The 19330-nt window shown below is 68.6% G+C and carries 27 protein-coding genes and 1 pseudogene; 3 read left to right on the top strand and 25 right to left on the bottom strand.

Annotated features, from left to right (window positions below; all coding sequences use genetic code 11):
• Window positions 1-63: 63 nt before the first annotated feature.
• Together coaA and DDJ31_RS23090 are read left to right on the top strand one after the other, a co-directional pair.
• Window positions 64-1032 carry a type I pantothenate kinase gene (gene coaA / locus DDJ31_RS23095; protein ID WP_164784910.1) on the top strand — a complete coding sequence of 323 codons (969 nt, stop codon included), beginning with the start codon at window positions 64-66 and terminating at the stop codon, window positions 1030-1032.
• Window positions 1033-1078: 46 nt separating this feature from the next.
• Window positions 1079-2026 (top strand): DUF389 domain-containing protein, encoded by a 948-nt coding sequence (locus tag DDJ31_RS23090; protein WP_127178470.1) that lies wholly within the window; start codon window positions 1079-1081, stop codon window positions 2024-2026.
• A gap of 134 nt (window positions 2027-2160) precedes the next feature.
• On the opposite strand, the gene glmM is transcribed toward DDJ31_RS23090, so the two are convergent.
• From glmM to DDJ31_RS23070, 4 genes are all read right to left on the bottom strand, one after another.
• Window positions 2161-3519, bottom strand: coding sequence for a phosphoglucosamine mutase (glmM, locus tag DDJ31_RS23085; protein WP_127178471.1), 1359 nt, complete (start codon window positions 3517-3519; stop codon window positions 2161-2163).
• Between the two features lie 192 nt (window positions 3520-3711).
• Window positions 3712-4224 carry a 30S ribosomal protein S9 gene (gene rpsI, locus DDJ31_RS23080; protein ID WP_127178472.1) on the bottom strand — a complete coding sequence of 171 codons (513 nt, stop codon included), beginning with the start codon at window positions 4222-4224 and terminating at the stop codon, window positions 3712-3714.
• 43 nt (window positions 4225-4267) lie between these two features.
• Window positions 4268-4711 (bottom strand): 50S ribosomal protein L13, encoded by a 444-nt coding sequence (gene rplM / locus DDJ31_RS23075; RefSeq protein WP_093824879.1) that lies wholly within the window; start codon window positions 4709-4711, stop codon window positions 4268-4270.
• Between the two features lie 204 nt (window positions 4712-4915).
• Window positions 4916-6136: a glycosyltransferase family 87 protein gene (locus tag DDJ31_RS23070; protein WP_127178473.1), complete on the bottom strand. Its 1221-nt coding sequence runs from the start codon at window positions 6134-6136 to the stop codon at window positions 4916-4918.
• Window positions 6137-6210: 74 nt separating this feature from the next.
• Between DDJ31_RS23070 and DDJ31_RS23065 the strand changes: the two genes are divergently transcribed.
• Window positions 6211-7095 (top strand): hypothetical protein, encoded by an 885-nt coding sequence (locus tag DDJ31_RS23065; RefSeq protein WP_127178474.1) that lies wholly within the window; start codon window positions 6211-6213, stop codon window positions 7093-7095.
• A gap of 84 nt (window positions 7096-7179) precedes the next feature.
• Here the strand turns inward: DDJ31_RS23065 and truA are convergent, their stop codons facing one another.
• The 21 genes and pseudogenes from truA to rplN all read right to left on the bottom strand — a co-directional run bounded on the left by truA (window position 7180) and on the right by rplN (window position 19319).
• Window positions 7180-8040, bottom strand: coding sequence for a tRNA pseudouridine(38-40) synthase TruA (gene truA / locus DDJ31_RS23060; RefSeq protein ID WP_127178475.1), 861 nt, complete (start codon window positions 8038-8040; stop codon window positions 7180-7182).
• Window positions 8041-8114: 74 nt separating this feature from the next.
• Window positions 8115-8621 (bottom strand): 50S ribosomal protein L17, encoded by a 507-nt coding sequence (gene rplQ / locus DDJ31_RS23055; protein ID WP_127178476.1) that lies wholly within the window; start codon window positions 8619-8621, stop codon window positions 8115-8117.
• Window positions 8622-8781: 160 nt separating this feature from the next.
• Window positions 8782-9804 carry a DNA-directed RNA polymerase subunit alpha gene (locus DDJ31_RS23050; protein WP_003966937.1) on the bottom strand — a complete coding sequence of 341 codons (1023 nt, stop codon included), beginning with the start codon at window positions 9802-9804 and terminating at the stop codon, window positions 8782-8784.
• 125 nt (window positions 9805-9929) lie between these two features.
• Complete coding sequence (gene rpsK, locus DDJ31_RS23045) at window positions 9930-10334, bottom strand: 30S ribosomal protein S11 (RefSeq protein WP_003956432.1); 405 nt, start codon at window positions 10332-10334, stop codon at window positions 9930-9932.
• 66 nt (window positions 10335-10400) lie between these two features.
• Window positions 10401-10781: a 30S ribosomal protein S13 gene (gene rpsM, locus DDJ31_RS23040; RefSeq protein ID WP_037680379.1), complete on the bottom strand. Its 381-nt coding sequence runs from the start codon at window positions 10779-10781 to the stop codon at window positions 10401-10403.
• A 198-nt stretch (window positions 10782-10979) separates the two neighbouring features.
• Window positions 10980-11093, bottom strand: coding sequence for a 50S ribosomal protein L36 (rpmJ, locus tag DDJ31_RS23035; protein WP_003998809.1), 114 nt, complete (start codon window positions 11091-11093; stop codon window positions 10980-10982).
• A 59-nt stretch (window positions 11094-11152) separates the two neighbouring features.
• A complete protein-coding gene (gene infA / locus DDJ31_RS23030; RefSeq protein ID WP_003948620.1) occupies window positions 11153-11374 on the bottom strand; it encodes a translation initiation factor IF-1 in 222 nt (73 codons plus the stop codon).
• Between the two features lie 253 nt (window positions 11375-11627).
• Window positions 11628-11786: pseudogene (locus DDJ31_RS23025) on the bottom strand (type I methionyl aminopeptidase); the annotation flags it as partial.
• Window positions 11787-11942: 156 nt separating this feature from the next.
• Window positions 11943-12779: a type I methionyl aminopeptidase gene (gene map / locus DDJ31_RS23020; protein ID WP_127178477.1), complete on the bottom strand. Its 837-nt coding sequence runs from the start codon at window positions 12777-12779 to the stop codon at window positions 11943-11945.
• A gap of 100 nt (window positions 12780-12879) precedes the next feature.
• The gene (locus DDJ31_RS23015) at window positions 12880-13542 is read right to left on the bottom strand and encodes an adenylate kinase (protein WP_127178478.1); all 663 of its coding nucleotides are present in this window, start codon (window positions 13540-13542) and stop codon (window positions 12880-12882) included.
• On the bottom strand, window positions 13542-14855 hold the full coding sequence (gene secY / locus DDJ31_RS23010) for a preprotein translocase subunit SecY (protein WP_127178479.1): 1314 nt from the start codon (window positions 14853-14855) through the stop codon (window positions 13542-13544). The genes DDJ31_RS23015 and secY overlap by 1 nt, the downstream gene beginning before the upstream one ends.
• 174 nt (window positions 14856-15029) lie before the next feature.
• Window positions 15030-15485 carry a 50S ribosomal protein L15 gene (rplO, locus tag DDJ31_RS23005; protein ID WP_127178480.1) on the bottom strand — a complete coding sequence of 152 codons (456 nt, stop codon included), beginning with the start codon at window positions 15483-15485 and terminating at the stop codon, window positions 15030-15032.
• A 2-nt stretch (window positions 15486-15487) separates the two neighbouring features.
• Complete coding sequence (gene rpmD, locus DDJ31_RS23000) at window positions 15488-15670, bottom strand: 50S ribosomal protein L30 (protein ID WP_006376032.1); 183 nt, start codon at window positions 15668-15670, stop codon at window positions 15488-15490.
• Window positions 15670-16275 (bottom strand): 30S ribosomal protein S5, encoded by a 606-nt coding sequence (gene rpsE, locus DDJ31_RS22995; RefSeq protein WP_007494753.1) that lies wholly within the window; start codon window positions 16273-16275, stop codon window positions 15670-15672. The genes rpmD and rpsE overlap by 1 nt, the downstream gene beginning before the upstream one ends.
• A gap of 39 nt (window positions 16276-16314) precedes the next feature.
• The gene (gene rplR, locus DDJ31_RS22990; protein WP_127178481.1) at window positions 16315-16698 is read right to left on the bottom strand and encodes a 50S ribosomal protein L18; all 384 of its coding nucleotides are present in this window, start codon (window positions 16696-16698) and stop codon (window positions 16315-16317) included.
• Between the two features lie 3 nt (window positions 16699-16701).
• Window positions 16702-17241, bottom strand: coding sequence for a 50S ribosomal protein L6 (gene rplF, locus DDJ31_RS22985; RefSeq protein WP_127178482.1), 540 nt, complete (start codon window positions 17239-17241; stop codon window positions 16702-16704).
• 24 nt (window positions 17242-17265) lie between these two features.
• Window positions 17266-17664, bottom strand: a complete 399-nt coding sequence (gene rpsH / locus DDJ31_RS22980; protein WP_057607912.1) for a 30S ribosomal protein S8 — start codon at window positions 17662-17664, stop codon at window positions 17266-17268.
• 212 nt (window positions 17665-17876) lie between these two features.
• On the bottom strand, window positions 17877-18062 hold the full coding sequence (locus tag DDJ31_RS22975; protein ID WP_003948630.1) for a type Z 30S ribosomal protein S14: 186 nt from the start codon (window positions 18060-18062) through the stop codon (window positions 17877-17879).
• 5 nt (window positions 18063-18067) lie between these two features.
• Window positions 18068-18625: a 50S ribosomal protein L5 gene (gene rplE / locus DDJ31_RS22970; RefSeq protein ID WP_007494758.1), complete on the bottom strand. Its 558-nt coding sequence runs from the start codon at window positions 18623-18625 to the stop codon at window positions 18068-18070.
• Window positions 18625-18948, bottom strand: a complete 324-nt coding sequence (gene rplX / locus DDJ31_RS22965) for a 50S ribosomal protein L24 (protein WP_003992365.1) — start codon at window positions 18946-18948, stop codon at window positions 18625-18627. Before rplX ends, rplE begins: the two co-directional genes overlap by 1 nt.
• Before the next feature lie 2 nt (window positions 18949-18950).
• Window positions 18951-19319: a 50S ribosomal protein L14 gene (gene rplN / locus DDJ31_RS22960; RefSeq protein WP_003992364.1), complete on the bottom strand. Its 369-nt coding sequence runs from the start codon at window positions 19317-19319 to the stop codon at window positions 18951-18953.
• Between the last annotated feature and the right edge of the window lie 11 nt (window positions 19320-19330).

Below are 19330 nucleotides of genomic sequence, written 5' to 3'. Positions count from 1 at the left end.
ACCCCACCCTCCGCCCCGTTCAAACTCCGTTAACAATGGACTGTGATCTCTCCGGTCTCCCCGATGCCCCGGAGCGCCCACCGGCACAGGCCGGAGGCGACTCCCTACGTCGATCTCACCCGAGCCGAGTGGAGCGCGCTGCGGCACAAGACGCCGCTGCCGCTCACCGCCGACGAGGTGGAGAAGCTGCGCGGCCTCGGCGATGTCATCGACCTCGACGAGGTGCGGGACATCTACCTCCCGCTCTCCCGGCTCCTCAACCTCTACGTCGGCGCCACCGACGGCCTGCGCGGCGCCCTGAACACCTTCCTCGGCGAGAAGGGCTCCCAGTCGGGGACGCCGTTCGTCATAGGGGTGGCGGGTTCCGTCGCGGGCGGCAAGTCCACCGTCGCCCGGCTGCTCCAGGCGCTGCTCTCCCGCTGGCCCGAGCACCCCAGGGTGGAGCGCGTCACCACCGACGGCTTCCTGCTGCCGACCAAGGAGCTGAAGGCGCGCGGCCTGATGGCGCGGAAAGGTTTTCCCGAGTCGTACGACCGCCGCGCGCTCACCCGCTTCGTCGCCGACATCAAGGCGGGCAAGGACGAGGTGACGGCCCCCGTCTACTCCCACCTGATCTACGACATCGTCCCGGGCGAGAAGCTCGTGGTGCGCCGCCCCGACATCCTGATCGTCGAGGGCCTCAACGTCCTCCAGCCCGCGCTGCCGGGCCAGGACGGCCGCACCCGGGTGGCCCTGGCCGACTACTTCGACTTCAGCGTGTACGTCGACGCCCACCCCGACGACGTCGAGCGGTGGTACCTCAACCGGTTCCGCCAGCTGCGCGCCACCGCGTTCCAGGACCCGTCGTCGTACTTCCGCACCTACACCCAGGTCTCCGAGGAAGAAGCCCTCGACTACGCGCGCACCCAGTGGCGCACCATCAACCTCCCCAACCTGGTGGAGAACATCGCCCCCACCCGCGGCCGGGCCACCCTGGTCATCCGCAAGGGCCCCGACCACAAGGTGCAGCGGCTGCGGCTGCGCAAGCTCTGACCGGCCGGCCGTGGTCCTCGCGGCCGCTGCCTGTTAGATGAGCGGCATGCTGCATCTGCGTCTGATCACACCGTCCGGGACGACCGACGACGTGGTCCGTCTGATCGGGGCGACCGTCGGCACCGCCCACCTGGTGGTGCTGCCGGGCGCGGCCCGCGACCCGGCGGGCGACCTGGTCCTGTGCGACGTCGCCCGCGAGGCGGCCGACGACCTCCTCGCCGGGCTGCGGGACCTGGGCCTCGACAGGACCGGGTCCATCGCCGTCGAGGGGATCGACCTGTCGCTGTCCGAGCGGGCCGACCAGGCCGAGGAGGACGCGCCGGGCGAGGGCGCGGACGCGGTCCTGTGGGAGCAGTTGTCGGAGGCCACCCACGAGGAGTCCACGCTCTCCGTCACCTACCTCGCGTTCATCACCCTGGCCACGATGATCGCGGCCTGCGGCGTGGTCCTCGACAACGCGATCCTGATCGTGGGCGCGATGGCCGTGGGACCCGAGTTCGGCCCGCTCGCCGGCGTCTGCACCGCGCTGATCCAGCGGGCCCCGCGGCTCGCGCTGCGCTCACTGATCGCCCTGCTGGCCGGGTTCGCGGTGGCGATGGCGGTGACGGTCGGCTTCACGTACCTCATGGACGCCCTCGGCCAGTTCACCCGGGTCCAGTTGGAGGCGGAGCGCCCCAACACCAACTTCATCTACCGCCCCGACGCGTTCTCCTTCGTCGTGGCGCTCCTGGCGGGCGTGGCCGGCACCCTCTCCCTGACGTCGTCGAAGTCGGGCGCGCTGGTGGGGGTGGCGATCTCCGTGACGACGATCCCGGCGGCGGCCAACGCGGCGGTGGCCTTCGCCTACGACGAGTACCGCCAGGCCTGGGGCTCCACGGAACAACTCCTGCTGAACCTGGCGGGCATCACCCTGGCAGGCACCCTGACCCTGCTGGCCCAGAAACACCTCTGGAGACGCCACCGCACAAGCCCACCCAGCACCACCACCCGCTAGCCACCCACCAGGGGCGCGGGGAACCAAGCACCTGGGATCAGCACAACCCCGCCAGGGGCGCGGGGAACTGCGCGCCCAGCCACAACACACCCGCGGCCGAACCACCACAGCACCCCCCACCCCCTCCCCGCTCACTACCCCAACGCGGACTTCACCGCATCAGCCAGCCGCCCCGCCACAGCACGGGCCTGCTCGATGTCCGCGGCCTCGACCATCACCCGCACCAACGGCTCGGTCCCGGAGGGCCGCAGCAGCACCCGCCCGGTCTCCCCCAGCTCCCGCTCGGCCTCGGCGACGGCGGTCGCCAGCTCCGCCGACGTCCCCACCTTCCCGCGGTCCACGTCGGGCACGTTCACCAGCACCTGCGGCAGCCGCTCCATCACCGCGGCCAGCTCCCGCAGCGGCGTCCCCGTGGCGGCGACCCGCGCCGCGAGCATCAGCCCGGTCAGCGTCCCGTCCCCCGTCGTCGCGTGGTCGAGGATGATCACGTGCCCGGACTGCTCGCCGCCGAGCGCGTACCCGTGCTGCTTCATCTCCTCCAGCACGTAACGGTCCCCGACCCCGGTCTGGACGAGCTTCAGCCCCTCCCGCTCCAGCGCCAGCTTGAAGCCGAGGTTCGACATGACCGTCGCGACGACGGTGTCGGACCGCAGAGCGGAACGTTCCCGCATGTCGAGCGCGAGGACCGCGAGGATCTGGTCGCCGTCGACCTCCGCGCCCGTGTGGTCCACGGCGAGACACCGGTCGGCGTCACCGTCGTGCGCGATGCCGAGCGCGGCGCCGTGCTCGACGACCGCGGCCTTCAGCTGCCCCAGGTGCGTGGAGCCGCAGCCGTCGTTGATGTTGAGCCCGTCCGGGGCCGCGCCGATCGTGATGACCTCGGCACCGGCCCGCGAGAACGCCTCGGGCGAGACCCGGGAGGCGGCGCCGTGGGCCTCGTCGAGGACGATCTTCAGGCCGTCGAGCCGGTTCGGGAGCACGCCGATGAGGTGGGCGACGTACTGGTCGAACCCCTCGTCGTAGGAGCGCACCCGGCCGACGCCCGACCCGGTGGGCCGCTGCCAGGGCTCGCCGCGCCGGTGCTCGTCGTAGATGTACTCGATCCGGTCCTCCAGCTCGTCGGCGAGCTTGTGGCCGCCGCGCGCGAAGAACTTCACCCCGTTGTCGGGCATGGCGTTGTGGCTGGCGGAGAGCATCACGCCGAGGTCGGCGCCGAGCGCGCCGGTGAGATAGGCGACCGCGGGCGTCGGCAGCACACCGACCCGCAGCACGTCCACGCCGGCGCTGGCGAGGCCCGCGACGACGGCCGCCTCCAGGAACTCCCCGGACGCGCGCGGATCGCGTCCGACGATGGCCTTCGGCCGGTGGCCCTCGAAGGTGCCCGCCTCGGCGAGTACGTGCGCCGCGGCCACGGAGAGGCCGAGCGCCATCTCCGCGGTCAGATCCGCGTTGGCGACGCCGCGCACGCCGTCCGTGCCGAAGAGTCGTCCCACTTGTCCTCCTTGAGGAAGCGTGAGTCCGGGATGCACGGCTCCCGCATCCCGGACCTGCCATGTGTGAACATGCGATCACACCAGCCTTTGAGCATCTTGTGCCGTTATACGCCCAAGCCAGCGATAAACGAACGCCCCGGCGGCACAGTGGCGTGCCGCCGGGGCGTTCGGGGTACAGAGCAGCAGCTGTGTTTAGCGCTTGCTGTACTGCGGGGCCTTACGGGCCTTCTTCAGACCGGCCTTCTTGCGCTCGACCGCACGGTCGTCGCGCTTGAGGAAGCCGGCCTTCTTGAGGGGGGCGCGGTTGTTGTCCACGTCGGCCTCGTTCAGCGCGCGGGCCACACCGAGGCGCAGGGCGCCGGCCTGACCGGAGACACCGCCACCGGAGATGCGGGCGACGACGTCGTAGCGGCCCTCGAGCTCGAGCACCTTGAAGGGCTCGTTGACTTCCTGCTGGTGCACCTTGTTGGGGAAGTAGTCCTCAAGGGTGCGACCGTTGATCTTCCACTTGCCGGTGCCCGGGACGATCCGGACGCGGGCGATGGCGTTCTTGCGACGGCCCAGGCCGGCGGCCGGCTGGGGCTCGCCGAAGCGGGACGCGAGGGACTCGGAGGTGTACTCGCCCTCGACGGGAACGTCCGACTCCGTGGTGTAGCTGTCGATCTCGATCTCTTCGAGCGGCTGCTCGGCAGTGGTCTCGGCCACGATGCTCCTCAGATTCTGTTTCAGTCTTAGGGGGTGGCCGGAACTACTGCGCGACCTGGGTGATCTCGAACGGCACCGGCTGCTGCGCAGCGTGCGGGTGCTGGTCGCCCGAGTAGACCTTCAGCTTGGTGAGCATCTGACGGCCCAGGGTGTTCTTGGGGAGCATGCCCTTGACGGCCTTCTCGACGGCCTTCTCGGGGTTCTTGTCGAGCAGCTCGTCGTAACGGACGGAGCGCAGACCACCCGGGTAACCCGAGTGGCGGTACGCCATCTTCTGGGTCCGCTTGTTGCCGGACAGGTGCACCTTGTCCGCGTTGATGATGATGACGAAGTCACCAGCGTCGACGTGGGGGGCGTAGATCGGCTTGTGCTTGCCCCGCAGAAGGGTGGCGGCGGTGGTGGCGAGACGACCCAGGACGATGTCCTGGGCGTCGATGACGTGCCACTGGCGCGTCACATCGCCGGGCTTGGGGCTGTACGTACGCACGGTTCGTAGCCTTCGCTTCGAGTGAATGGTCCTGAACAGGTCACCGAAACGATCACGACAGCCTGGACCGCACTGCGGTGACGCATACCGCGTACGTGGGTCGCTGGTCATCGGCCCGGTGGACCGGTGTAAGGGCCCGTCCCGTGAGAATGAGCAAGCCAATACACAACGAAGAGGCAGAATACCCGGGGTGCCCCGGACGGGTCAAAACGCGGGATCTCCGCCAGGGCTCAGCCTACCCGCGCCGGGGTCGACACGCCCAGCGGCGGAGGGGTCGGGGGCCCGGAGCGGGCCGGGGCGCGCGTTGTGCCGGGCGACGGTCACGGCCAGGGCGAGCAGGGTGAGGGCGTCCCTGAAGGCCCTGCGCTGCGACGGCTCGGGATAGGGGAGCGCGAGGCCGGGCAGCTGCGGGGCGAGCGACAGCCAGAACCAGGGCGTGCGGGCCGCCGAACCGGCGTACGGGAGCCCGGCGAGCAGCAGCGGCACCACGACCAGCAGATAGTGGTCGTAGGACGGCCGGGAGACCAGGAACGCCGAGAGCATCAGCCCCGCCGCCGTCTCCGCCAGCCGCAGCGGCTCAGGACCGCCGCGCCGCCAGCGCAGATACGCGCACCCCACCCCGGCCGCGCAGAGCAGCAGCGCGACACCCTGCGCCACCGCCTCCGGCACCCCGAGCCGGGGCAGCACGGCCGCGGGGGACGCCTCGTAGAGCCGGACGAAGCCGTCGTCGCCGCGCAGCAGGAACGGCAGGGTGCGGGTGACGAACCCCAGCGGGTCGGGCAGCAGCAGCGCCGACCCGACCGAGGTGACGGCGGGCACCAGGGTCAGCGCCGCCAGGGCCCGCGGCCGCCGGGCGAAGACGAGGAGCAGCGCCACCGGCGCGAGCAGCGGCTTCAGCGCGACGGCCGCGCCGAGCACGACGCCCGCCGCCGTCCAGCGGCCCCGCCCGGCCAGCAGCAGGGCCAGCGGCAGCGCCAGGGCCGCCGTCGCCGTCCAGTTCGCCAGCTGCACCAGATGCCCGAACGGCGCGAAGCCGGCCGCGAGCGCGGTGAGCCCGAGCACCGCGAACCGGCTGCGCGGCGGCACACCGTACAGCCGCAGCGCGCACCCCCAGCCGAGGACCAGGCAGCCGCTCACCGCGACCGGCACAAGACCGCGCAGCACCGACACCGGCAGCAGCGCCTGCGGGGCCGCCGCGAGGACCGCGCTCGGCAAATAAAGGAAGTGCGGATCGTCATACGGCGATCCCCCGGCCAGCCAGGTCCGCGCGGCCCGCACGACGATGGCGTTGTCCATCCCTCCGTCCGAGGTCACACGGGCCGTGCGGACCACGGCACCGCCCAGGACGAGCGCCAGGACCGCCCAGAGATGCCAGGAGGCCCGCCGTACCAACCACCCGGAGATGTCGCCTTTGCCGGTATTCATCGGGGCAACGCTAGGGCCTCCGAGCCCCGTTGAGGCGCACCAGCACGCCCCGTGCCCCGTCTAAGATGCGGCCCATGAGCTTTGGGCAGCAGGGGGGACCCCCGTCCCAGTGGGATCCCTGGAAACCGCACTCCCAGCAGCCGTGGACCGACGACGGCAACGGCGGCACCCCGGACTGGGCCGCGCTCGCCGAGGCGTCCGAGAGCCGCAACCGCAAGAAACGGCTGCTGCTGATAGGGGGCGGTGCCGTCGCCACCCTCGCGATAGGCACCGCCGTCGCCATGGCCGTCGTCTCCGCGGGCGGTGACGACCAGAAGGCCGGCAAGCCGACCTCGCAGCTGCCGGCCACGGCGTCCCTGCCCGGCGGCGGCGGCACCGCGCCCTCCTTCGCGCCGACCAGCGCCGCGCCACCGCTCGACCCGAAGGACTTCATCGCCAGCAAGGCCAAGGACACGGCGCCCCTCAGCGCGGAGCTGCTCTTCCCCGGCACCCAGCTGACCATGGGCTCGACCGTGTACAAGAAGGGCGCGACCGCCGACACCGGGGACTGCGCGACGGCCTCCCAGGGCACTCTGCCCGCGGTCCTCGGCGCGAGCGGCTGCACCACCCTGATGCGGGCGACGTACGCGAAGGACGGCACCGCGGTCACCGTCGGGGTGGCCGTCTTCGACACCGAGGCGCAGGCGGCGAAGGCCAAGGCGCAGTCGGACAAGAAGGGCTTCGTGAAGCCGCTCGCCGGCAACGGCGTGAAGGACTTCTGCTCCTCCGCGCTCTGCCGCACGACCATCAACTCGGTGGGCCGCTACGCCTACTTCACCATCGCCGGTTTCACCGACGGCAAGGACGTCACGACCAAGGACACCCCGGTCTTCTCGATCGGCGACGACCTGGCGGAGTTCACCTTCCGCCAGATCAACCGCCGCGGCGAGGCCCAGGCGTCGGCCGCCGCCAACCGCTGACGACGACCGGCGCCCGCGCCCGCGAGCGCCGACGCCGGCGAAGACGGACACCGGCGAAGACCGGCGTCCGCGGGCGCCGACCGCTCAGCAGCAGCCCGCGGTCGGCAGGGAACGCTTGTTGCGCGCCTCCTTGCTGCGCGCGGCCAGCAGCCCGTCAGCGGGGTAGCCGACCTCTTCCAGGGTCAGCCCGTGCGGCCGCACGACGTGCACCGCCGAGTCCCGTACCCCCGCCGCGAGGACCTTCCCCGGCCACTCGGGACCCCGGTGCCCGTCCCCCACGAACAGCAGCGCCCCGATCAGGGACCGCACCATGTTGTGGCAGAAGGCGTCGGCCCGCACGGTCGCCGTGACGATCCCGTCGTCCCCGCGCACCAGGCTCAGCTCCTGGAGGGTGCGGATGGTGGTGGCGCCCTCCCGCCTCTTGCAGTACGCGGCGAAGTCGTGCTCGCCCAGCAGCAGCCTGGCGGCCTCGTTCATGGCGGCCACGTCGAGCGGCCAGTCGTGCCAGAGCACATGGCCGCGCAGCAGCGGGTCGACGCCGCCCGGGTGGTCGGTGACCCGGTACGCGTAGCGCCGCCAGATCGCCGAGAAACGGGCGTTGAAGCCCTCGGGGGCCTCGGTGAGGCTCCACACCCGCACGTCCTTCGGCAGCCGCCCCGCGAGCCGCTTGAGCAGCTTCTCGCGGTGCTCGGCCCACAGCTCCCCCGGCAGGTCGATGTGCGCGACCTGGCCGCGCGCGTGCACCCCCGCGTCGGTCCGTCCGGCCACGGTCAGGTCGAACGGGGTGCCGTCCTTGGACCTGGTCACCGTCCGCAGCGCGTCCTCGATCTCGCCCTGCACGGTCCGTCTGCCGCCGGCCTGCTTGGCCCAGCCGTGGAACCCGCCCCCGTCGTACGACAGGTCGAGGCGTACCCGGACGTACCCGGGCTGTACTTCGTCGCTCACTCCCGCATCCTCTCAGGTACGCGAAAGCGGGCCCGCCCCGAAGGGCGAACCCGCTGTCGACGTCAGCCGGAGCCTCAGGCGTCCTTGGACTCCTCGGCCGGCTTCGCGTCCTCGACGTTCTCGTCGGCCGGGGCCTCGACGGCCTCGTCCTTCTTGAGGGTGTCTTCCTTGACCGCGCGCTTCGTGGCGGCCTCGGCCTCACCGGTCGCCTGCTGGGCGACGGTCAGGGCCTCGACCAGCTCGATGACGGCCATGGGCGCGTTGTCGCCACGACGGTTACCGATCTTGGTGATGCGGGTGTAGCCACCGGGACGGTTCTCGTACCGCGGGCCGATCTCGGTGAAGAGGGTGTGGACGACACCCTTGTCCGTGATGGTCTGCAGAACCTGACGGCGGTTGTGAAGGTCGCCCTTCTTCGCCTTGGTCACCAGACGCTCGGCGTACGGCCGCAGCCGGCGGGCCTTCGCCTCGGTGGTGGTGATCCGGCCGTGCTCGAACAGCGACTTCGCGAGGTTCGCGAGGAGCAGCTTCTCGTGCGCGGCGCTGCCGCCCAGACGGGCACCCTTGGCAGGCTTCGGCATGGTGTTCTCCTAGATGTCTGCCCCGGCCGTATCAGGTACCGGGGTCAGTGTCCGAGCGGACGGTCGTCCGTCGGAGATCCGGGCGGCGCCCCGGAGGGCGTGCCCGGAAGAGGCGCAGGGAGCGGTGCGGACAGCCGCCGCGCACCCGCGCCACGATCGGTCAGTACTGCTCGGTCTCCACGAAACCGGCGTCCGCGTCGTCGTCCGCGCCGAACGCGTCGGCGGCGGCCGTCGGGTCGAACCCGGGAGGCGAGTCCTTCAGCGCGAGGCCCATGCCGGCGAGCTTCGCCTTGACCTCGTCGATGGACTTCGCACCGAAGTTGCGGATGTCGAGCAGGTCCGCCTCGGAACGCGCGACCAGTTCACCCACGGAGTGGATGCCCTCACGCTTGAGGCAGTTGTACGAGCGGACGGTGAGCTCGAGCTCCTCGATCGGCAGCGCCAGATCGGCGGCGAGCGCGGCGTCCGTCGGGGACGGGCCCATGTCGATGCCCTCGGCGTCGATGTTCAGCTCGCGCGCGAGACCGAACAGCTCGACCAGCGTCTTACCGGCGGAGGCCATGGCGTCACGGGGACGCATCGCCTGCTTGGTCTCGACGTCGACGATCAGCTTGTCGAAGTCGGTGCGCTGCTCGACACGCGTCGCCTCGACCTTGTACGTGACCTTGAGGACCGGCGAGTAGATCGAGTCGACCGGGATGCGCCCGATCTCCTGACCGACCTGCTTGTTCTGCACGGCGGAGACGTAACCGCGGCCGCGCTCGACCGTCAGCTCCATCTCCAGCTTGCCCTTGCCGTTGAGCGTGGCGAGGACGAGGTCGGGGTTGTGGACCTCGACACCGGCCGGGGGCGCGATGTCGGCGGCGGTGACCAGACCGGGACCCTGCTTGCGCAGGTACATCACGACCGGCTCGTCGTGCTCCGAGGAGACGACCAGCTGCTTGATGTTGAGGATCAGGTCGGTGACGTCCTCCTTGACGCCCGGCACGGTGGTGAACTCGTGCAGGACGCCGTCGATGCGGATGGACGTGACCGCCGCACCGGGGATCGACGACAGGAGGGTACGGCGGAGGGAGTTGCCGAGGGTGTAACCGAAGCCCGGCTCCAGCGGCTCGATCACGAACCGGGAGCGGAACTCGTCGACGACCTCTTCGGTCAGCGACGGACGCTGAGCGATCAGCATGGTGTGAATCCTTCAGTCAGGGGCGCCCGCTATTTGACGCCCGACTCTGTACAGCAAGGGTACGGGCGGCACGACCCTTTTACGGAGCCGTACCGCCCGGAAACCTCAGTCCGAAACGCGCAGCGTCAGACGCGGCGGCGCTTGGGGGGACGGCAGCCGTTGTGCGGGGTCGGCGTGACGTCCTGGATCGAGCCGACCTCGAGGCCGGTGGCCTGGAGGGAGCGGATGGCGGTCTCGCGACCGGAACCCGGGCCCTTCACGAAGACGTCGACCTTGCGCATGCCGTGCTCCTGAGCGCGGCGGGCAGCCGACTCGGCGGCCATCTGCGCGGCGAACGGCGTCGACTTGCGCGAGCCCTTGAAGCCCACGTGGCCGGCGGAGGCCCAGGAGATCACGTTGCCGGACGGGTCCGTGATCGAGACGATCGTGTTGTTGAACGTGCTCTTGATGTGCGCGTGGCCGTGAGCGACGTTCTTCTTTTCCTTGCGGCGCACCTTCTTGGCAGCGCCCTGACGACCCTTGGGGGGCATCTATATCTCCTACGGGAGGTGGTCGGTCCTACAGCGAAGACCGCTGGACGGCGTGTCCGCTGCGGACTACTTCTTGCCCGGCTTCTTCTTGCCGGCGATGGCGCGACGCGGGCCCTTGCGGGTACGGGCGTTCGTGCTGGTGCGCTGACCGCGGACGGGCAGACCACGACGGTGACGGAGACCCTGGTAGCACCCGATCTCGACCTTGCGGCGGATGTCGGCCTGGATCTCGCGACGGAGGTCACCCTCGGTCTTGATGTTGTTGTCGACGTACTCGCGGATCGCGACGAGCTGCTCCTCGGAGAGGTCGCGAACGCGGGTGTTCGGGTCGATGCCGGTCTCGGCCAGCGTCAGCTGGGAGAGCGTCCGGCCAATGCCGAACACATAGGTCAGGGCGACCTCCACGCGCTTTTCGCGCGGGATGTCAACACCGGAAACGCGTGCCATTCAATGGCTCCTGGTGATCTTCGGAGGTCTTCCGCAGAACCGGCTCCCAGCCGCCGTACCAGGTACGAACTGGGTCCCCGGCCTCCGAGCCGGGGGTGTCAGGCGCGACAGGGCGCCTGGGATCCGCGTATGAACATGTTCAGCTCGCGTCGTGCGAATCTCTGCGATGTCGATGCAGAGGGTGAGGTCGATCGTGCGTCAGCCCTGGCGCTGCTTGTGGCGCGGGTTCTCGCAGATGACCATGACCCGACCGTGACGGCGGATCACCCTGCACTTGTCGCAGATCTTCTTGACGCTCGGCTTGACCTTCATGGGATTGAGGTTCTCCGGGTCAGTGCCACCACCCCGCCGAAACGGGATGCGGGCAAGATCTACTTGTAGCGGTAGACGATCCGGCCACGCGTCAGGTCGTACGGAGACAACTCCACCACGACCCGGTCGTCAGGGAGGATACGGATGTAGTGCATCCGCATCTTGCCGCTGATGTGTGCCAGGACCTGGTGGCCGTTCTGGAGCTCGACCTTGAACATGGCGTTCGGAAGAGACTCGACGACAGTGCCCTCGATCTCGATGGCACCTTGCTTCTTGGCCACGCTTCGCCCTTCGAATCGACTACCTTGATCGACTCACCTGCGTTTTCCCCGAGGGGCGCATGCGGACATGCGGGTGCACGAGAGCCGACGAGTCAGTCTACGTCAGCGCACCCGGAAAGACGAATCGGGAAAGGATGCCCCAAGGCGTAGATCATTACGCACGCAGGGCACCACACTGCCGCGAAAGGGACGAGCGCCCGCGACGTCGACCACCGGGACACACGGGCGCGCACAGGCCACCGAGCGAGGCCCCTCACGCCAGCGGATCAGGCGCCGCCTCCACGCCCAGTTCCGCCAGCTTCGCCCCGCCGCCGTCCGGAGACGTCAGCACCAGCGGCCCCGCCTCCGTCAGCGCCACCGAGTGCTCCCAGTGCGAGGACCAGGTGCCGTCCGTCGTGATGACCGTCCAGTCGACCGCTCCTCGACGCCCCGCTCGCGGGATCGGCGCCAGGGCGCCTCACAAGCTTCGCGAGGCTGCGCCGGCCTCCGACCGGCGACGACCGTGACCGCTTGCAGTCACCGCCCCGACGCCACCGACGTCTCCACCGGCACTCGCCCGACCCCACCCTCAGCCCAGCGGATCAGGCGCCGCCTCCACGCCCAGTTCCGCCAGCTTCGCCCGGCCGCCGTCCGGCGACGTCAGCACCAGCGGCCCCGCCTCCGTCAGCGCCACCGAGTGCTCCCAGTGCGAGGACCAGGTGCCGTCCGTCGTGATGACCGTCCAGTCGTCCGAGAGGACCTCGGTGCGCGGGGTGCCGAGGGAGACCATCGGTTCGATGGCCAGGCAGAAGCCGGGGACCAGCTTGGGGCCCTTGCCGCGGCGGCGGTCGACGTAGTTCAGCAGATGCGGGTCCATGTGCATCTCGGTGCCGATGCCGTGGCCGCCGTAGTCCTCGATGATCCCGTACTTGCCGCCGCCCGGCTTCGGCTGGCGGCGGATGTACGTCTCGATCGCCCGGGAGACGTCGACCAGCCGGTTGCCCTGCTTCATGGCCGCGATGCCGGCCCACATCGACTCCTCGGTCACCCGGGACAGCTCCAGCAGCTCGGGAGCGTGCCCCGAGCCCACGAAGGCGGTGATCGCGGCGTCGCCGTGCCAGCCCTCGATGATCGCGCCGCAGTCGATGGAGATGATGTCGCCGTCCTTGAGGACGACCTCGTCGGACGGGATGCCGTGCACCACGACCTCGTTCACCGAGGTGCAGATGGTCGCCGGGAACCCGCCGTAGCCGAGGAAGTTGGGCTTCGCCCCGTGGTCGGCGAGGACCTTGCGGGCCACCTGGTCCAGGTCCTTCGTGGTGGCACCGGGTACGGCCGCCTCACGGGTCGCGGCGTGGATCGCGGCGACGACCAGCCCCGCCGCCCGCATCTTGGCGATCTGCTCGGGGGTCTTGATCTGCACCATGGGGGGCCTGCGCTCTCCGTCACTCACGACAACCGGTATGTACACAACACTACGGCCGTGACGCCCCGCGGGGCGTCACGGCCGGTTCGAAGCTCGACGGCTACTTGCCGGCGTCCTCGCGCTTGAGGGCCTCGAGGGCCCGCCGCGTGACCTCGTCCACCGGGCCCAGCGAGGAGATCGTGACGACCAGCCCCTGCGCCTTGTAGTAGTCGATGATCGGCTCGGTCTGCGAGTGGTAGACCTCGAGCCGCTTGCGGACGGTCTCCTCGGAGTCGTCGTCGCGCTGGTACAGCTCGCCGCCGCAGACGTCGCAGACGCCCTCCTGCTTCGGCTTGCTGTACGTGACGTGGAAAACGTGTGCGGAGTCGTTACGGCAGATGCGCCGACCGGCGATCCGCTTCACGACCTCCTCCTCGGGAACCTCGAGGTCGAGCACCGCTTCCAGCTTGATGCCCTCGGTCTTCAGCAGCTCGTCGAGCGCCTCGGCCTGCGAGACGTTGCGCGGGAAACCGTCGAGCAGGAAGCCGTTCTCGGCGTCCGGCTGCTCCATGCGGTCCTTCGCCATCGCGATGGTGACCTCGTCGGGTACGAGGTTGCCGGCGTCCATGTAGGACTTCGCGAGTTTCCCGAGCTCCGTCTGCTGGCTGATGTTGGCGCGGAACAGGTCGCCCGTGGAGATGTGCGGCACACGCAGCGTCGCGGCGAGACGCGTGGCCTGCGTGCCCTTTCCCGCACCCGGCGGCCCGACGAGAACGATTCGCATCAGCGGAGGAACCCTTCGTAATTGCGCTGCTGAAGCTGGCTCTCGATCTGCTTCACCGTCTCGAGACCGACACCCACGATGATGAGGATGCTGGTCCCGCCGAACGGGAAGTTACCGGTTGCCCCGAACCCGACCAACGCCATCGTTGGCACAAGAGCGATCAGCCCCAAGTACAGCGAACCCGGCCAGGTGATCCGGTTGAGCACGTACGACAGGTACTCAGCGGTCGGTCGGCCAGCCCGGATGCCCGGGATGAAGCCACCATACTTCTTCATGTTGTCGGCGACTTCTTCGGGGTTGAAGGAGATCGCAACGTAGAAGAACGCGAAGAAAACGATCAGCAGGAAGTAGCTGACCAGGTAGATCGGATGGTCACCCTTGGTCAGGTTCTGCTCGACCCAGGTCTTCCAGCCGGAGTTGCCGCTGGAGAACTGCGCGACCAGCGCCGGGATGTAGAGCAGCGACGACGCGAAGATGACCGGGATGACACCCGCCTGGTTGACCTTCAGGGGGATGTACGTCGAGGTACCGCCGTAGGAACGGCGTCCGATCATGCGCTTCGCGTACTGGACCGGAATGCGGCGCTGGGCCTGCTCGACGAAGACCACCAGGCCGACCATGACAAGACCGACGAGGATCACGGTCCCGAACTCGATCCAGCCGTCGGCCAGGTTGCCCTGCTTCTTGATGGCCCACAGCGCGGACGGGAAGGTCGCGGCGATCGAGATGAACATGAGGATCGACATGCCGTTGCCGATACCGCGGTCGGTGATCAGCTCGCCCAGCCACATGACGACGGCCGTACCGGCGGTCATGCAGATGACCATGGTGATGGTGGTGAAGATCGCCTGGTCCGGGACGATGCCCGACGCGACCGTGCAGCCGGAGAACAGCGCGCCGCTGCGGGCGGTGGCCACCAGGCCGGTGCCCTGGAGGATGGCGAGCGCCACGGTCAGATAACGCGTGTACTGCGTGATCTTCGCCGTGCCGGCCTGTCCCTCCTTCTTGAGGGCTTCGAGGCGCGGGATCACCACGGTCAGCAGCTGGAGAATGATGCTCGCCGTGATGTACGGCATGATGCCCAGCGCGAAGATCGTGATCTGGAGCAGCGCGCCGCCGCTGAACATGTTGACGAGACCGAAGAGGCCCTGGTTGCCGGACGCCTCGTCCACACACTGTTGGACGGCCGTGTAGTTGACGCCGGGGATCGGGACGTGGGTACCGACCCGGTACACCACGATGATGCCGAGCGTGAAGAGGAGTTTCTTGCGCAGGTCGGGCGTCCTGAACGCCCGGGCGAACGCGGTGAGCACGGTGCCTCCTGCGACCCCCGCGCAACTGCGTCAAGGGTGACGGTCTTGAGGTTCGACGAATAAGGAAAAGAACAGCGCAGGCCACCTTACCGGCGAGGCCGCCCCCGTGGAACGACCAACCGGGGATACCCCGTTATGGGGTATCCCCGGTCGGGATCGCTCACGTCATCGTGCTCAGACGAGCTCGGTGACAGTACCGCCCGCGGCGGTGATCTTCTCCTTGGCGGAGCCGGAGACGGCGTCAACCGTCACCTGCAGCGCCACGGAGATCTCGCCCTGTCCGAGGACCTTGACGAGGCTGTTCTTGCGAACGGCGCCCCGGGCCACCAGACCCTCGACGGTGACCTCGCCACCCTCGGGGTAGAGCGAGGCCAGCTTGTCGAGGTTGACAACCTGGAACTCGGTCTTGAACGGGTTCTTGAAGCCCTTCAGCTTCGGGAGACGCATGTGGAGGGGCATCTGGCCACCCTCGAAGCGCTCCGGAACCTGGTAACGGGCCTTCGTGCCCTTGGTACCACGACCGGCCGTCTTACCCTTCGACGCCTCACCACGACCGACACGGGTCTTCGCGGTCTTGGCGCCCGGGGCGGGACGGAGGTTGTGGATCTTGAGCGGGTTGTTCTCCGCCATGATCAGTCGACCTCCTCGACCGTCACGAGGTGGCGGACGGTGTGCACCATTCCGCGGAACTCGGGGCGGTCCTCCTTGACGACCACGGTGTTGATCCCCTTGAGACCAAGCGACCGCAGGGTGTCACGGTGGTTCTGCTTGCTACCGATGTACGACTTCGTCTGCGTGACCTTGAGGCGAGCCATTACGCACCCGCCCCGGCACGTGCACGAAGGAGAGCCGCGGGGGCGACGTCCTCGAGGGGCAGACCGCGGCGGGCCGCGACCTCCTCGGGACGCTGCAGGCCCTTGAGGGCCGCCACGGTCGCGTGCACGATGTTGATCGCGTTGTCGGAGCCGAGCGACTTCGACAGGATGTCGTGGATACCGGCGCACTCGAGCACCGCACGCACCGGGCCACCGGCGATGACGCCGGTACCGGGGGACGCGGGCTTGAGCAGGACGACGCCGGCAGCCTTCTCACCCTGGATGGGGTGCGGGATGGTGCCCTGGATGCGGGGGACCTTGAAGAAGTGCTTCTTGGCCTCCTCAACACCCTTGGCGATGGCGGCCGGCACCTCCTTGGCCTTGCCGTATCCGACACCGACGGTGCCGTCACCATCGCCCACCACGACCAGCGCGGTGAAGCTGAAGCGACGACCACCCTTCACAACCTTGGCGACGCGGTTGATCGCGACAACGCGCTCAACGTACGCGGTCTTCTCGGCGGCAGCAGCGCCGCCGTCACGGCCCTTCCGGTCCCGCCGCTCGCCGCCACCGGCACCGCCACCGCGGCGCTGGGGTCCAGCCATTGGAATTACCTCTCTCTTTTTCCGCTAGCTACGGCAGGCTCAGAAATTGAGCCCGGCTTCGCGGGCGGCGTCCGCCAGGGCGGCAATGCGCCCGGCGTACTGGTTGCCACCACGGTCGAATACGACAGTCTCGACGCCGGCGGCCTTGGCGCGCTCGGCGACCAGGGCGCCGACCTGCTTGGCCTGCGCCGACTTGTCGCCCTCGCCACCGCGGATCGAGGTGTCCAGGGTGGACGCCGACGCAAGGGTGTGACCCTTGATGTCGTCGATCACCTGGGCCACGATGTGGCGGTTGGAGCGGGTCACGACCAGACGGGGGCGCTCCGCCGAACCGGAGATCCGCTTGCGGATCCGGATGTGACGGCGCTTGATCGCGGCGCGCTTGTAGGCGTCGCCCTTCAGGATCTTCTGCCCGTATGCCATGGCTTACTTACCCGCCTTTCCGACCTTGCGGCGGATGACTTCGCCCTCGTACTTGACACCCTTGGCCTTGTACGGGTCGGGCTTGCGCAGCTTGCGGATGTTGGCCGCAACCTCGCCGACCTTCTGCTTGTCGATGCCCTCGACCTGGAAGCGGGTCGGGGTCTCCACCTTGAAGGTGATTCCCTCGGGCGCCTCGACGGTGATCGGGTGGCTGTAGCCGAGAGCGAACTCGAGGTTCGAACCCTTGGCCGTCACGCGGTAACCGACACCGCTGATTTCGAGCTTCTTCACGTAACCCTGGGTCACGCCGGTGATCATGTTCGCCACCAGCGTGCGGGACAGGCCGTGCAGGGCCTTGTTCTGACGCTCGTCGTTGGGGCGGGTGACGTTGAGAACGCCGTCCTCACCCTTGGCGATGTCGATCGGCGCGGCAACGGTGTGGGTCAGAGAGCCCTTGGGGCCCTTGACCGCGACCGTACGGCCGTCGATGGTGACGTCCACGCCGGCGGGAACCGTGATGGGGAGCTTGCCAATACGCGACATAGCTGTTTCCTCCGTTCCCTTCCGCTACCAGACGTAGGCGAGGACTTCCCCACCCACGCCCTTCTTGCCGGCCTGCTTGTCAGTGAGGAGCCCGTGCGACGTGGAGATGATCGCCACGCCCAGGCCGCCGAGCACCTTCGGCAAGCTGGTGGACTTCGCGTACACCCGGAGACCGGGCTTGGAGATCCGCTTGATGCCCGCGATGGAGCGCTCACGGTTGGGGCCGAACTTCAGCTCCAGGACGAGGCTCTTGCCGACCTCGGCGTCCTCGACCTTCCAGCCCGTGATGAAGCCCTCCTGCTGGAGGATCTCCGCGATGTGAGACTTGATCTTGGACGCCGGCATCGTCACGGAGTCGTGGTATGCCGAGTTCGCGTTCCGCAGACGGGTCAGCATGTCTGCGATCGGATCAGTCATGGTCATGAATTGGCCTTCGGCCTCTCTCGCCGGGGTTTCCTGGTGCGCCATCCCTCTCCCCGATCCGAGACGGGACGGGTGCGGCGCGGTGGACCTACGGCGTAGTAAGTCGTACGGGCGTGACAGGCGCCCAACCCCGCAAGCCTAATGCATGCGGGGATGGGCCCCTGTCCACCCAGATGCTTACCGAGAGCCCTGCTAGTTCCGGATTACCGGGACTACCAGGAGCTCTTGGTCACGCCCGGCAGCTCGCCACGGTGAGCCATCTCACGAAGGCACACGCGGCAGAGGCCGAACTTGCGGTACACGGAGTGCGGACGGCCGCAGCGCTGGCAGCGCGTGTAGCCCCGCACCCCGAACTTGGGCTTGCGAGCAGCCTTAGCGATCAGAGCCTTCTTCGCCATCTCGCTCACGCCTCCTTGAACGGGAAGCCGAGGTGACGAAGGAGCGCGCGGCCCTCAGCGTCGTTGGTCGCCGTGGTGACCACGGTGATGTCCATACCCCGGACGCGGTCGATCTTGTCCTGGTCGATCTCGTGGAACATGACCTGCTCCGTGAGACCGAAGGTGTAGTTGCCACGGCCGTCGAACTGCTTGGGGGACAGGCCGCGGAAGTCGCGGATGCGCGGGAGCGCCAGCGACAGGGTGCGGTCCAGGAACTCCCACATGCGGTCGCCACGGAGCGTGACGTGGGCACCGATCGGCTGGCCCTCACGCAGCTTGAACTGCGCGATGGACTTACGGGCCTTGGTGACGGCCGGCTTCTGACCCGTGATGGTGGTCAGGTCGCGGATCGCGCCCTCGATCAGCTTCGAGTCACGGGCGGCGTCGCCGACACCCATGTTGACCACGATCTTGACGAGGCCGGGGATCTGCATGACGTTCTCGTACTTGAACTCGTCACGCAGCTTGCCCGCGATCTCCTCGCGGTACTTCGTCTTGAGACGCGGAGTGGTGGTGGTAGCCATCAGATGTCCTCACCCGTCCGCTTGGCAACGCGGATCTTGTTGCCCTCGTCGTCGAAGCGGTAACCGACACGCGTGACAACCTTGTTGCCGTCCTTCTCCACGACCAGCTGGACGTTGGAGACGTGGATCGGCGCCTCGGTGGTGACGATGCCGCCGGCCTGCGAACCGCGAGCGGTCGGACCGGCCTTGGTGTGCTTCTTGACCCGGTTGACACCCTCGACCAGGACGCGGTCCTCGCGGGGGAAGGCCGCGATGACCTTGCCCTGCTTGCCCTTGTCCTTACCGGTGATGACCTGGACCAGGTCGCCCTTCTTGATCTTCATGCTTACAGCACCTCCGGAGCCAGCGAGATGATCTTCATGAACTTCTTCTCGCGCAGCTCACGCCCGACCGGGCCGAAGATGCGGGTGCCGCGAGGGTCGCCGTCGTTCTTCAGAATGACGGCGGCGTTCTCGTCGAAGCGGATGTACGAGCCGTCCGGACGGCGACGCTCCTTGACGGTGCGAACGATGACCGCCTTGATGACGTCACCCTTCTTCACGTTGCCACCGGGGATCGCGTCCTTGACGGTGGCGACGATGACGTCACCGATGCCCGCGTAGCGGCGACCGGAGCCACCGAGTACACGGATGCAAAGGATTTCCTTCGCACCAGTGTTGTCGGCGACGCGCAGTCGCGACTCCTGCTGGATCACGTCTATCTCCT

The organism is Streptomyces griseoviridis (genome assembly GCF_005222485.1).
Lineage (GTDB): Bacteria > Actinomycetota > Actinomycetes > Streptomycetales > Streptomycetaceae > Streptomyces > Streptomyces hintoniae.
This window is presented reverse-complemented; position numbering and strand designations above follow the sequence as displayed.

Bases quoted from the DNA above. Each gene is read 5' to 3' on its own strand.
- coaA (WP_164784910.1), top strand. From the start codon at position 64: ATGCCCCGGAGCGCCCACCGGCACAGGCCGGAGGCGACTCCCTACGTC.
- rpmD (WP_006376032.1), bottom strand. From the start codon at position 15,670: ATGGCTCGCCTCAAGGTCACGCAGACGAAGTCGTACATCGGTAGCAAG.
- map (WP_127178477.1), bottom strand. From the start codon at position 12,779: ATGGTGCAGATCAAGACCCCCGAGCAGATCGCCAAGATGCGGGCGGCG.
- rplQ (WP_127178476.1), bottom strand. From the start codon at position 8,621: ATGCCGAAGCCTGCCAAGGGTGCCCGTCTGGGCGGCAGCGCCGCGCAC.
- rpmJ (WP_003998809.1), bottom strand. From the start codon at position 11,093: ATGAAGGTCAAGCCGAGCGTCAAGAAGATCTGCGACAAGTGCAGGGTG.
- rpsM (WP_037680379.1), bottom strand. From the start codon at position 10,781: ATGGCACGCGTTTCCGGTGTTGACATCCCGCGCGAAAAGCGCGTGGAG.
- DDJ31_RS23065 (WP_127178474.1), top strand. From the start codon at position 6,211: ATGAGCTTTGGGCAGCAGGGGGGACCCCCGTCCCAGTGGGATCCCTGG.
- rpsH (WP_057607912.1), bottom strand. From the start codon at position 17,664: ATGACCATGACTGATCCGATCGCAGACATGCTGACCCGTCTGCGGAAC.
- DDJ31_RS22975 (WP_003948630.1), bottom strand. From the start codon at position 18,062: ATGGCGAAGAAGGCTCTGATCGCTAAGGCTGCTCGCAAGCCCAAGTTC.
- rpsK (WP_003956432.1), bottom strand. From the start codon at position 10,334: ATGCCCCCCAAGGGTCGTCAGGGCGCTGCCAAGAAGGTGCGCCGCAAG.
- rplE (WP_007494758.1), bottom strand. From the start codon at position 18,625: ATGGCTACCACCACCACTCCGCGTCTCAAGACGAAGTACCGCGAGGAG.
- rpsE (WP_007494753.1), bottom strand. From the start codon at position 16,275: ATGGCTGGACCCCAGCGCCGCGGTGGCGGTGCCGGTGGCGGCGAGCGG.
- DDJ31_RS23090 (WP_127178470.1), top strand. From the start codon at position 1,079: ATGCTGCATCTGCGTCTGATCACACCGTCCGGGACGACCGACGACGTG.
- DDJ31_RS23015 (WP_127178478.1), bottom strand. From the start codon at position 13,542: ATGCGAATCGTTCTCGTCGGGCCGCCGGGTGCGGGAAAGGGCACGCAG.
- rplR (WP_127178481.1), bottom strand. From the start codon at position 16,698: ATGGCATACGGGCAGAAGATCCTGAAGGGCGACGCCTACAAGCGCGCC.
- rplF (WP_127178482.1), bottom strand. From the start codon at position 17,241: ATGTCGCGTATTGGCAAGCTCCCCATCACGGTTCCCGCCGGCGTGGAC.
- rplX (WP_003992365.1), bottom strand. From the start codon at position 18,948: ATGAAGATCAAGAAGGGCGACCTGGTCCAGGTCATCACCGGTAAGGAC.
- rplO (WP_127178480.1), bottom strand. From the start codon at position 15,485: ATGGCGGAGAACAACCCGCTCAAGATCCACAACCTCCGTCCCGCCCCG.
- DDJ31_RS23050 (WP_003966937.1), bottom strand. From the start codon at position 9,804: ATGCTGATCGCTCAGCGTCCGTCGCTGACCGAAGAGGTCGTCGACGAG.
- DDJ31_RS23070 (WP_127178473.1), bottom strand. From the start codon at position 6,136: ATGAATACCGGCAAAGGCGACATCTCCGGGTGGTTGGTACGGCGGGCC.